General features: G+C 74.0%; 10 protein-coding genes. 7 read left to right on the top strand and 3 right to left on the bottom strand.

The window, feature by feature from the left end:
* The 3 genes from VK501_RS07830 to VK501_RS07820 all read left to right on the top strand — a co-directional run.
* Positions 1 to 870 (top strand): farnesyl diphosphate synthase (locus VK501_RS07830; RefSeq protein WP_324336340.1); only part of this gene is annotated, 870 nt, incomplete at its 5' end.
* The gene (gene dxs / locus VK501_RS07825) at positions 867 to 2837 is read left to right on the top strand and encodes a 1-deoxy-D-xylulose-5-phosphate synthase (RefSeq protein WP_324336338.1); all 1971 of its coding nucleotides are present in this window, start codon (positions 867 to 869) and stop codon (positions 2835 to 2837) included. The genes VK501_RS07830 and dxs, both read left to right, overlap by 4 nt.
* An 86-nt stretch (positions 2838 to 2923) precedes the next feature.
* Complete coding sequence (locus tag VK501_RS07820; protein WP_324336336.1) at positions 2924 to 3865, top strand: alpha/beta hydrolase; 942 nt, start codon at positions 2924 to 2926, stop codon at positions 3863 to 3865.
* A gap of 6 nt (positions 3866 to 3871) precedes the next feature.
* On the opposite strand, the gene VK501_RS07815 is transcribed toward VK501_RS07820, so the two are convergent.
* Entirely contained in the window at positions 3872 to 4510 is a 639-nt protein-coding gene (locus VK501_RS07815) for a TetR family transcriptional regulator (RefSeq protein ID WP_324336334.1), read from the bottom strand.
* 40 nt (positions 4511 to 4550) lie between these two features.
* Here VK501_RS07815 and VK501_RS07810 point away from each other — a divergent pair, with 40 nt between their 5' ends.
* Entirely contained in the window at positions 4551 to 5219 is a 669-nt protein-coding gene (locus VK501_RS07810) for a DUF5701 family protein (protein ID WP_324336332.1), read from the top strand.
* A 7-nt stretch (positions 5220 to 5226) separates the two neighbouring features.
* Here VK501_RS07810 and VK501_RS07805 read toward each other — a convergent pair whose 3' ends face one another.
* Positions 5227 to 6468: an EAL and HDOD domain-containing protein gene (locus tag VK501_RS07805; RefSeq protein ID WP_324336330.1), complete on the bottom strand. Its 1242-nt coding sequence runs from the start codon at positions 6466 to 6468 to the stop codon at positions 5227 to 5229.
* A 361-nt stretch (positions 6469 to 6829) separates the two neighbouring features.
* Here VK501_RS07805 and VK501_RS07800 point away from each other — a divergent pair, with 361 nt between their 5' ends.
* The 3 genes from VK501_RS07800 (at position 6830) to recN (ending at position 10232) form a co-directional block, all read left to right on the top strand.
* The gene (locus VK501_RS07800; protein ID WP_324336328.1) at positions 6830 to 7642 is read left to right on the top strand and encodes a TlyA family RNA methyltransferase; all 813 of its coding nucleotides are present in this window, start codon (positions 6830 to 6832) and stop codon (positions 7640 to 7642) included.
* Positions 7639 to 8490 (top strand): NAD(+)/NADH kinase, encoded by an 852-nt coding sequence (locus VK501_RS07795; RefSeq protein ID WP_324336326.1) that lies wholly within the window; start codon positions 7639 to 7641, stop codon positions 8488 to 8490. The genes VK501_RS07800 and VK501_RS07795 overlap by 4 nt, the downstream gene beginning before the upstream one ends.
* A gap of 77 nt (positions 8491 to 8567) precedes the next feature.
* On the top strand, positions 8568 to 10232 hold the full coding sequence (gene recN, locus VK501_RS07790) for a DNA repair protein RecN (protein ID WP_324336324.1): 1665 nt from the start codon (positions 8568 to 8570) through the stop codon (positions 10230 to 10232).
* 893 nt (positions 10233 to 11125) lie between these two features.
* Here the strand turns inward: recN and msrB are convergent.
* A complete protein-coding gene (gene msrB / locus VK501_RS07785; protein ID WP_324336322.1) occupies positions 11126 to 11527 on the bottom strand; it encodes a peptide-methionine (R)-S-oxide reductase MsrB in 402 nt (133 codons plus the stop codon).
* Positions 11528 to 11629: the final 102 nt, after the last annotated feature.

Below are 11629 nucleotides of genomic sequence, written 5' to 3'. Positions count from 1 at the left end.
GATCACCTCGCTGATCGCGTCGAGGAATATCTCGAGGGCCTGCGGTTTCCGTCCGTCACCCCGGCGACAAGCGGGCTGGAGGACGCGATGCGCTACAGCCTGCTGGCCGGCGGAAAGCGCATCCGGCCCGTACTCGCGCTAGCAACAGCGGGCGCGATCGGGCGCGACGCGGACTCGGTCCTGCCACTCGCCGCGGCGCTGGAGCTCATCCACACCTACTCGCTCATCCACGACGACCTGCCGGCGATGGACGACGACGACCTGCGTCGCGGTCGTCCGACCTGCCACGTGAAGTTCGGCGAGGACGTCGCGATCCTCGCCGGCGACGCGCTGTACGCCGAGGCCTTCCGCCACCTGCTGACCGCTCAGCCCGGCGAACCCGCCCAGGTGCTCGCCGCGGCCCGCGAGCTGGCGGCGGCCACCGGCGTGGACGGCATGGTCGGCGGCCAGTACCTCGACGTCGCCGGCGTCTCGGAGACGCCGGCGGACCTGCGCCGGCTGCACGAGCTCAAGACGGGCCGGCTGATCGGCGCCTCGGTCGTGTGCGCGCTGCTGCTGGCCGGCGCCGTCGAGGACGACGAGCCGGCCACCGCCAGCTGGCGCCGCTACGCCGGCGAGCTCGGCGTCCTGTTCCAGATCGTCGACGACATCCTGGACGTCACGGGGACCGACGAGGGGCTCGGCAAGCCGCAGGGCAGCGACGAGCGCCACGGCAAGCGGACGTACGTGACCGAGTTCGGACTCGAAGGCGCCAGGAAGCTCGCAGCCGACTGTCATGCCGCAGCCAGAGCTACGCTGTCGGGCTCCGCTCCGCACGGCGCCGCCGAGCTGGAGCAGATCACCGACTTCATCTTCACGCGAACCTCATGACGCCCACCAACCGCCTGCTGGACCGCATCGACCGCCCGCAGGACCTGCACGGCCTCACGGAGGCGGAGCTCCAGCAGGTCGCGCAGGAGGTGCGCGAGCACATCATCGACACCGTCGGGGAGATCGGCGGCCACTTCGGCGCCAACCTCGGCATGTGCGAGGTCACGGTCGCGCTGCACTCGCTGCTGGACTCGCCCAAGGACAAGATCCTCTGGGACGTTGGCCATCAGGCCTATCCGCACAAGATCCTCACCGGTCGCCGCGACCAGCTCTCGACGATCCGCCAGTACGAGGGCCTCGCCCCGTTCTGCGCGATCCACGAGTCCGAGCACGACATCATGGGCGCGGGCCACGCGTCGACCTCGATCGGCTACGCCGTCGGGATCAAGGAGGGCATGAAGCTCGCGGGCGACGTGGACGCCGGCAAGGTCGTCGCCGTCATCGGCGACGGCGCCATGACCGGCGGCGTCGCGTTCGAGGCCATCCACCAGGCCGGCGGCCTGGGCACGCCGATCGTCGTCGTGCTCAACGACAACGGCATGTCGATCGCGCCCAACGTCGGCGCGCTCTCGCGGTACTTCAACCGCATCCGGCTCAACCCGAAGCTGTGGCACGCCCGCGAGGGCGTCGAGGAGAAGCTGACGACGCTGCCCGGCGGCATCGGGGCGGCGTTCGACCGCCTCGGTCCGCAGCTCAAGGAGTCCATCAAGTCGTTCTGGGCGCCCGGCCTGTTCTGGGAAGAGCTCGACTGGGCCTACATGGGCGTCATCGACGGCCACGACGTCGGCGCGCTGCGCGCCGCGTTGAAGGCGGCCCTCGAGGCCGGGCGGCCGGTCGTCGTCCACACCGCCACGGTCAAGGGGAAGGGGTTCACGCCCGCTGAGGAGGGTGGCCTGGCCGGCATGGAGCGCTGGCACGCCGCCAAGCCCAACTCCATCACCAACCGCGCGCCTACTGTGGCCAAGCCCGCATCGTCGTCGGCCCCCGTCGCGGCGCCTGCGCCGCCGCAGTACACGCAGGTCTTCGGCGAGGCGCTGATCGAGGAGGTCCGGCGCGACCGCCGCGTCGTCGGCATCACCGCCGCCATGAACTCCGGCACCGGCCTGAACCTCCTGCAGAAGGCGGAGCCCGACCATTACTTCGACGTCGGCATCGCTGAGCAGCAGGCGGTGCTCTTCGCCGCCGGCCTGGCGCTCGAGGGCGCCAAGCCCGTCTGCGCGATCTACTCGACGTTCCTGCAGCGCGCGTTCGACCAGATCGTCCACGACGTCTGCCTCCAGGAGCTCGACGTCACGTTCGCGATGGACCGCGCCGGCCTGGTCGGCGACGACGGCCCGACGCACCACGGTGCGTTCGACATCTCCTACCTGCGGCCGCTGCCGAACATCACGCTCGCCGCGCCGCGCGACGAGGCGCAGCTCAAGCTCCTGCTGCGCACGGCGCTGACCCACGGCGGCCCGTTCGGCCTGCGCTACCCGCGCGGCGAGGGCGTCGGCGTGGCGCTGCCCGCGGCCGCCGACGTGCGGCCGATCCCCATCGGGACCGGCGAGATCCTGCGCGAGGGCTCGCGCGTCGCGCTCATCGGCTACGGCAGCGGCGTCGGCAAGGCGCTCGAGGCCGCCGACGTGCTCGCCGAGCACGACCTGGACGTCACGGTCGCCGACGCGCGCTTCGCCAAGCCGATCGACCGCGAGCTGATGCGGACCCTCGCGGCCGACCACGAGCTGCTGGTCACCGTCGAGGAGGGCGTGCTCTCGGGCGGCTTCGGGTCCGGCGTGTGGGAGGCGCTCAACGACGCCGCCGTGGCCGTGCCGCCGATCCTGCGGGTCGGCCTGCCCGACCGCTACGTCACGCACGGCAAGCCCGCGCTGCTGCACGCCGAGGTCGGCTTCACCGGGCGCGACATCGCGCGCCGCGTCGAGGCGGCGCTCTTCGCCGGTCGCGGCGAAGTGCTTTCCGAGGCCTAGGGGAACGCTCGCCCAGGGGGCGAGGTTCCCTTGCGCGAACTCGCCCAGGGGCTCGTTCGCGCGCCGGTGGGATAGCGTGGCCGCGAGTGCTCGACGCCGTCCACCCGCAGGTCCGCGCGCTGCTGGAGGCGATGGCGAGCGACGGCGAGCCGGCGCCCGCCGACCTCGCGGCCGAGCGCGCCGAGTACCTCGACGCGACGCTGCGCCTGGGCGGCGCGGCCGAGCCCGTGGCGTCGGCGGTCGACCTCGTCGTGCCCCACGGCGAGATCCGCCTGCCCGCCCGGCTCTACGCGCCCCAGCACGCCGCCGAGACCGGCAGCGTGATCGTCTGGCTGCACGGGGGTGGCTGGTACGTCGGCGACATCCCGACCTTCGACCGCGTCGCGCGCTCGCTGGCCAACGCCTCGGGCGCCAAGGTCCTACTGGTGGAGTACCGGCTGGCGCCCGAGCTCCGCTGGCCGGTGCAGGTCGCCGACGCCGACGCGACCGTCGCCTGGGTGCGCTCGGAGGTCGGCGCCCGGCAGCTGGGGATCGACCCGGCCCACGTCGTCCTGGGCGGCGACAGCGCCGGTGGCCAGCTCGCGGTCGTCGCCGCACGCCACGCGCGGACCGACGGCCGGCCGCCGCTGCGCGCGCTGCTGCTGGCCTATCCGGCGCTCGACCCGACGCTGGAGAGCGCGTCCTACCGCCGGTTCGCCGACGGCCCGCTGCTCACCAGGGCCGACATGCGGCGCTGCTGGGACTTCTACCTCGACGGCGCCGGCGCCGGCGACCCGGACGCGGCGCCGCTGCTGGCCACCGACCACGACGGCCTGCCGCCGACCTGGGTCGCGGTCGCCGAGCTCGATCCGGTCCGCGACGACGGGCTGCGCCTCGCGGCCGCCCTGCGAGCCGGCGGGATCGGCGTGCAGGAGCGGACCTTCGACGGCCTGGTCCACGGCTTCCTGCGCTGGGGCGGCGTGGTCGACGCCGCCGGCGAGCTGATCGCCTGGTTCGGCGACGCGGCCCGCGAGACCGCCGGCATCTAGGGTGGGTCAGCCCGCCGCGGGCGCGAGCGCCGCGACGATCCGGCGCACGAGCGCGCCGTAGCGCTCGGCGAACTCGGGCAGCGCGGGATCGAGGCCGGTGACCGCGCGCACGTCGCCGGGGAAGACGATGCCGACGCTGGCCATCCCCTGCAGGGCCAGGAGCAGCAGCGCGGGGTCGAGGTCGGCGGCGATCTCGCCCGCCTCCTGGCGGCGACGCAGCCCGGCGACCTCGTCGCGGTCGGCCACGACGGGCTCCGCGGCGGGCGCGTCGTCGAGGCACTCGCGCAGCAAGACCTTGTGCACGTCGCGCTGGGCGACGCTGTCGGCGATGTAGCCCGCGACGACGTCGCCCAGCGAGAGCTCGTCGCGGTTCAGCTCCGCCTCGTGCTCGAGCCAGCGCTCGGCCAGCGCCCGGTAGAGCCCCTGCTTGCCACCGAAGTAATAGGAGATGAGCTGCTTGTTGACGCCGGCTCGCGCGGCGATCGCGCTGACCCGGGCGCCGGCCAGCCCCTTGGCGGAGAACTCGGCCAGCGCGGCGTCCAGCAGTGCGCGGCGGGTGCGCTCGGCGTCGCGGCGCCGCTGGCCCGGGGCGGGAGCGCGCCGGCCGTGGGCCGGCGCTGGGGTGGGCTCGACGCTGTCAGCCATGGGGTTGACCTTATCATCCATATGGGTGATAGTTCGCCGGATGCCGCTGACCTCCTCTCCCTCCTCCTCCGTTCCGGTGGCCCTTGGCGCCGAGTTCGACCGCCAGGTCGACGTCCTGCTCCAGACCGGCTACCCCGCGGCGGCGGGGCTGTCGCCGGCCACGTTCGCCGCCCGGCTGCAGCCGCTCAAGGCGCGCCTCGCCGACCTCGACACCGGCGCGTGGGCGCCTCAGGGCGTCGTGCCGTTCGTCCTCGTGATCGGCCCCGGGCTGGTGCCCGTCGACGGCGCGATCACCCGCGTGGAGCGCCGCGGTCGCCGCGGCTTCGCGGTCATCGACGCCGACGACCTGGCCGGCTTCACGCCGATCGACGGGGTGGAGGTGCCGGCCGGCGACGCCCATCTGATCGCCGACGTCGACCTCGGCTTCGCGACGCGCAACGTCCCGCCGGAGGCGGCGCTGCCACAGATCGAGGACCGTGACCGGTCGGTGCTGACCATCGATGAGGGCGTCGCGCTGGTGACGCAGTTCCCCGAGGCGGTCGCCGAGAACGCCGGCTTCTCGCTCGTCGGCTCGCGCTGCGGCGACCGCCGCGTGACCGCGCTGTGGATCAGCAAGGGCGCGCCGAAGCTCGGCTGGTGCTGGGCCGGCGCCCCGCACACGTGGCTGGGCTCGGCGTCCTGCGCGCGGCGCCTGGGCGCGGAGGACTAGGGCGCGCTCACATCAGGCCGGCGGCGGTGCCGTCGGCCCACGTGAGCGCCTCGACGTGCAGCACGCCGAGCTCGCCGGCGTCCAGGCCGGGCAGCGCCGCCTCGTCCCACGCGCCCCGCTCGCAGGCTTCGGCCATCGTCAGCGTGCGCCCCTTGCCGCCGGCGCGGTCGACGAGCGCGGCGACGACGTCCTCGGAGAGCGGCAGGTCGGCGACGGCCTCGTCCATCGGCTTGTCCAGCAGCGCGTCGACGACCGAGAGCATCCCGGTGAAGAAGTAGGCGTCGGCGTCGTCGGCGCCGAGCCGGCGGGCGATCGCCTCGCAGGTGCGGCCGCGCGACAGCGCCGTGATGAGGAGGGGGCCGCGCTGCTCGTCGATGCCCGAGAGCAGCAGGAGCATCGCCCACTGGCGCACGGTGCGCGGGCCCAGCAGCACGATCGCCTGGCGGACCGACTTGATCTGGTGGCGCAGGGAGAACGCGGCGCTGTTGACGAAGCGGAGCAGCCGCAGGCTCAGGCCCGGATCCAGCGCGATGGCCTTCTCGAGCTCGTCGACGCTGGTGTCCGCCGCCGAGATCCCGGCGGCCAGTCGCAGCGCGCCGATGCTCGCTGTCGGCACGTTGTGGCCCATGATCTCGCGCGGGCGGCACACGAAGTCGCCCTGGAAGAGCTCGAAGCCGGCGTCGACGCAGCGGTCGTGATCGGTGTGCGACTCGACGCCGGTGGCGACGGGGCGCAGGCCGCGACCGCGGAGCTTGGCGACGAGCGTCGTCAGCTGGCTGGCGCCCGAGTCGCGCGCCTCGACCTTCGCCAGCGCGGCGAAGTCCAGCAACGGCTCGGCCGTGGGCTGGCCCGCGTAGCCGTCGAGGGCCAGCATGTACCCGTGCTGGCGCAGGCGGCCGAGGCGGTCCAGCAGCGGGCCGTCGGGGACGCGGTCGGCGGCGATCTCGAGGATCACGCCCTCCGGGCCGAACGGCAGCGGGTCCATCGCCAGCAGGAACTCGGTCGTGACGTTCAGGAACGCCGGGGCGCCGCCGGTGGCGCTGCGCAGGCCGAGATCGCTCAGGGCGCTGGCCGCCACGCGCGAGGTCGCGGCGTGCGGGCTCTCCTGACCCTCGCCGCGGTACAGCAGCTCGTAGCCGGCCAGCCGGCTGTCGGCGTCGAGGATCGGCTGGCGCGCGAAGAGGACTTCCGCGTCGTGGGCGGGGGCGCTGGGGGGCGCGGTGGCCGCCAGGGTGAGGTGCTCGGCCATCCCTTCCGTCATCGGTCGGACCGGTGCGGATCCTGAGCGGCGATGGCCGGTTGTCGACCGGGCGTCCGCACAAAGAGAAACGGCCCGCCGGGAGAGGCAGGCCGTTTCAGGGGAGGAGAGATACTGCTATGTGTGTCGTATGTGGGACCGGCCGAAGCCGGCGAGCGATGAGAGAAGTCTTGGGTGTCGCTGCGGCCCTGCTGGCCGCCGTTCCCTTCGCTGAACACAAGATGCCGCATGTGGGACGGGAGCACTGTGAGCACGGACACAGTGCTCCGCTGAGCGGCGCCGGCGGGCCCCTGCGGAGACCCGCCGCGCGGCTCGCACCGGGGGCCGCTGGCCGCGACGGTACGGTTTCCGCGTGGCCAAGGTCCGGTTGGACACCCTGTTGCACCAGCGCGGGCTCTTCCCGTCACGCTCGCGCGCGGCCGCGTCGGTCATGGCAGGCGAGGTGCGCGTCGGCGCCCGCGGCGATCGGGCGGCCAAGCCCGGGCAGCTCGTGCCCGAGGACGTCGTCGTCGCGGTCGACGAGCGCCCGCGCTTCGTCTCGCGCGGCGGGGTCAAGCTCGCCAACGCGCTGGCGGCGCTCGGGGTCGAGGTCGCCGGGCGCCGCGCCCTGGACGTCGGCGCCTCGACGGGCGGCTTCACCGACTGCCTGCTGCAGGAGGGCGCCGAGCACGTCGTGGCCTACGACGTCGCCTACGGCGAGCTGGACTGGTCGCTGCGCACCGACGACCGCGTGACCGTGATCGAGCGCGCCAACGCCCGCCGCATGCAACGCGACGAGCTGCCCTACGCTCCCGACCTGATCGTCGCCGACGTGTCGTTCATCTCCCTGACGAAGGTGCTGCCCGCCGTGCTCGCCTGTGCCGCACCGCGCTTCGACGCGCTCACGATGATCAAGCCCCAGTTCGAGGTCGGCCGCGACCGGATCGGCAGTGGCGGGGTGGTGCGCGAGCCGGAGGCCCGGTGCGCCGCGCTGGTCGAGGTCGCGCGCAACGTGCGCGACGCCTCGGGCGTGTCGGTCCTCGGGTTCGTGTCGTCGGGGCTCCCCGGCCCCAAGGGCAACCGCGAGTCCTTCGCATGGCTGGCGGAGGGCGGCCGCGCCGGCGCGCTGGACGACGCCGGCATCGTCGCCTCCGCGGCGGCGACCGAGACCGCGGTGCAGGCGTGAGCCCGCGCACCGCGACCGTGCTCACGCATGGGCGGCCGGACCAGACCGCGACGGCCCTGGACTCGCTGCGCCGCGCGGCGATCGACGCCGGCTACGTCCTGCGCTTCGATCGCGAGGAGGTCGCCAAGCACGACCTCGCGCCGGCCGAGGGGCTGGAGCTCGACGCACCGCTGAGCGACGACGTCGACCTCTGCGTCGTGCTCGGCGGCGACGGGACCATCCTGCGCGCGCTGCGGCGCTACGCGGGCACGAGCGTCCCGGTGTTCGCGGTGAACTTCGGCGAGGTCGGGTTCCTGGCCACGATCGACCCCGACGAGGTGGGCGAGGGGTTCGCCAAGGCGTTCCGTGGCGAATTCGACGTCATGACGCTGCCGGCGCTGGCGCTCGAGACGCCGGGCGGCGCGCAGGCCGCGATCAACGACGTGTCCTTCCACCGGAAGCTCGGCGAGCGCGTCGCGACGCTGGCCTACGTGGTCGACGGCCAGGAGGTCGGCTCCGTGCGCTGCGACGGGCTGGTGATCTCCACGCCCGCGGGCTCGACGGGCTACAACCTCGCCAACGGCGGGCCGGTGCTGGCGTGGGGCGTGGAGGGCTACGTCGTGTCGTTCATCGCGCCCCACTCGCTCACGGCGCGGGCGCTGGTGGTCTCGCCGACCGACGTGCTCGAGGTCCACAACCGCTCGCGCGAGCCGGTCGACGTGTCGATCGACGGGCGGCCGGCTGGGGAGCTGGGACCGGGGGAGGCGCTGGCGTCGCGCTTCGTCCGCGAGGCCGCGGACCTCGCCCAGGTGCCCGGCGCCTCGTTCTACCTGCGGGTGCGGGAGCGGTTCGGACGGCTGGCGTCGTAGCGCGCCTTCGTCACGGAACCGTGCCGGAACGCCGGGCGAACGCGTGTTCGTCCGGCGCCGCTGGTAGACCATGCGGCGTGCTGCACGAGCTGCGTGTCGAGAACCTCCTGCTGATCGAGCGCGCCGAGCTGCGGCTCGCTCCCGGGTTGAACGTCCTGACCGGCGAGACGGGCGCGGGCAAGACCGTGCTGGCCCACGCGCTGGACCTGCTGCTGGGCGGCCGGTCGAAGTCCGGAATCGTGCGGCCGGGCGCCGCGGAGGCCTACGTCGAGGGCGTGTTCGACCTACCCTCCGGGCTGCGGGCGCTGCTGGGCGATCGCGTCGCGCCCGATGCCGACGAGCTCGTGCTCGCACGGCGGGTGTCGGCCGAGGGCCGCACGCGCGCGTACCTGAACGGACGCTCCGCGTCGGTCGCCGACCTGAGGGAGGCGGCCGAGGGGCTCATCGCGTTCTACGGCCAGCACGAGCACCGCAAGCTGATGCTGGCCTCGTCGCAGCTGGAGGTGCTCGACGGCGCCTGCGGGCCCGAGCAGCGGGCGCGGCGGGAGCGCTATACGAGGCTGCACGCGCGGGTGCGCGAGCTGGAAGGCTCGCTGGACGAGTTGCGCGAGCGCGCCGGCGCGCGCGATCGCGAGCTGGACCTCCTGCAGTTCGAGCTCGCCGAGATCGAGGCCGCCGAGCCGTCGGAGGCCGAGGAGGCCGAGCTGACGGCGCGGCGCGATCGCCTGCGCCACGTCGAGGCGCTGCGCGCCGCGGCGCTCGGGACGGCCGAGGCGGTGACCGCCGACGAGGGCGGGGTGGCAGGGGTGCTGGCGAGCGCGGGCGCGCTGCTGGACGGCGTGGCGGGCGTGGACGGTCAGCTCGACGCGCTGGCCGACCGCTGGCGCGCGATGGCCATCGAGGTCGACGACCTGGCCGGGGAGCTGCGCGTCTACGGCGAGGGCCTCGACGCCGAGACCGGTGGGCTGGACGTGATCGAGGAGCGCCTCGGCGCGTGGGACCGGCTGAAGCGCAAGCACGGCGGCACGATCGCGGCGGTGCTCGCCCACGCGGACGAGTGCCGGGCGCGGATCGCCGACCTGGATCGCGCGGAGGTCGCGCTGGAGGAGGCCCAGGCCGAGCTGGGCGAGGCGCGCCAGGCGCGCGAGGCGCTGGCGCTGAAGCTGCGCGCCGCGCGCGGAAAGGCCGCCAAGTCGCTGGCCAAGGACGTGCGCGGCCGGCTGACGGAGCTGGCGATGGAGGCGGCGACCTTCGAGATCGCGCTGGCCGAGCGCGAAGCTGGCCCCACGGGGGCCGACGCCGTGGAGTTCCTGATCGCTCCCAACCCCGGCGTGCCGCCGGCGCCGCTGCGCGAGACGGCCTCGGGCGGCGAGCTTTCGCGCGTCATGCTGGCGATCCTCGGCTCCCGCCCACCCGCGGCCGACGACGGGTCGGATGCGGTGCTGGTCTTCGACGAGGTCGACGCGGGCATCGGCGGCCACACGGCCCGCGCGGTCGGCGAGCAGCTGCGCCACCTGGCCGAGGGCCGTCAGATCGTGTGCATCACGCACCTGCCGCAGGTGGCCTCACTCGCGGCGCGCCACTTCTCGATCGCCAAGGACACCGGCCGCGAGCCGGCGCTCACCACGGTCTCCGAGCTCCAGGAGAAGCAGGTCGTAGGCGAACTCGTCCGCATGCTCGGCGCGCCAGCCGACGACGTCGCGGCTCGCCGTCACGCCAAGGAGCTCCGCAAGGCCGCGTGACGTGGTTTGCGGGCCGCGCGCTCGGGCCGCAAACCACGCCACGGGCGCCGTCGAGGGACGACTCAACCGCGATAGTCGCGGTTGAGTCGTCCCTCGACGCTCGGGCGTAGTGCGCGGGCGTTGGTGGTCGGCGGGGTTGCGTGACGTCGTCCCCGCGCTGCGCTTCGCGCTCGCGTCGCCGAGGATCGGGCGCTGGCCGTTCGTATCGCTGCCGGGGTGGCGCCGGCTGTGGGGGCATCGATCCCGCGCTTAGCCGCTCCGCGACGGATGACGACATCACGCACCCCCGCTACGTCCACAGCTCCCTGCCGGCGGCTGCGCACCCTCAGCGCTCGCCGTGGCCGCTCGCGGAGCGCTGCCCCGAGGACGAGCCGAGGTGGCACTCCGTGACGAGCGCCACGGATGTGCCGCCCACGCTCCCGCCGCGGGCGGGATCGAGGGACGACTCAACCGCGACAGTCGCGGTTCAGTCGTCCCTCGACGGTCGGGCGGGCGCCTGGGGCGGTGGTGGTCGGCGCGGGGCTCAGGCGAACCCGAAGGCGGACGACGCGACGCGCCTGCGCCGTGAGCGCGAAGCGCCGGCGCGGGGCGCCGCGCCGGGCGGAGGGGCGCTGCCGCGGCGCTGAACCGAGGCGGCTCTCCGTCGATGTCGACATCCGCTCCGGAGCGAAAGCGCGCGATCGATGCCAGGGCAGATCGCGTCGTCACGAGCAGCGCGAGCGAGCAGCGAGCGCCCGAGGCACGAACACGCGAGCGCGTCGCGCAGGGGCGGTGGCGAGCATCGCGGAGTGCCGCCCAGCCAGCCCCGCCCGCAGCACCCACCCGAAGCACCGACGCCACCGAGCGCACCACGCCGCTCCGGCCGCACAACCGCGGCCCGAACGGTCCTGGTCCTATGACTCCTGCGGGTCCAGCTCCAGGGCGCAGGAGTTGATGCAGTAGCGCATGCCGCCCTTGTCGGCCGGGCCGTCGTCGAACACGTGGCCCAGGTGGCCGCCGCACTTGGCGCAGACGGCCTCGGTGCGGACCATGCCGTGGGACGTGTCCTGGCGCAGCTCGACGGCCTCGGCGAGCGCCGGGTCGGTGAAGCTCGGCCAGCCCGAGCGGGAGTCGAACTTGTCATCGGAGCGGAACAGCTCGGCCTGGCAGCCGGCACAGCGGTAGACGCCGGCCTCCTTGCTGTCGACGTACTTCCCGGTGAAGGGCGGCTCGGTGGCCTGGCGGCGCAGCACCGCGTACTGGTCGGGCGAGAGCTCCTCGCGCCACTGATCCTCGGTCTTTGCGATCTTGTCCATGCCTTCTGGTCCTCGGTTGGGCGCTCCACATTACGTCGTCCGTTCTGGCGGCTACCCTGGCTGCCTTGGATCGCGTTACCCCGTTACCCCTTCCGAGACGAG

The organism is Baekduia sp. (genome assembly GCF_035318805.1).
In the GTDB taxonomy this organism is placed as follows: domain Bacteria; phylum Actinomycetota; class Thermoleophilia; order Solirubrobacterales; family Solirubrobacteraceae; genus Baekduia.
This window is presented reverse-complemented; position numbering and strand designations above follow the sequence as displayed.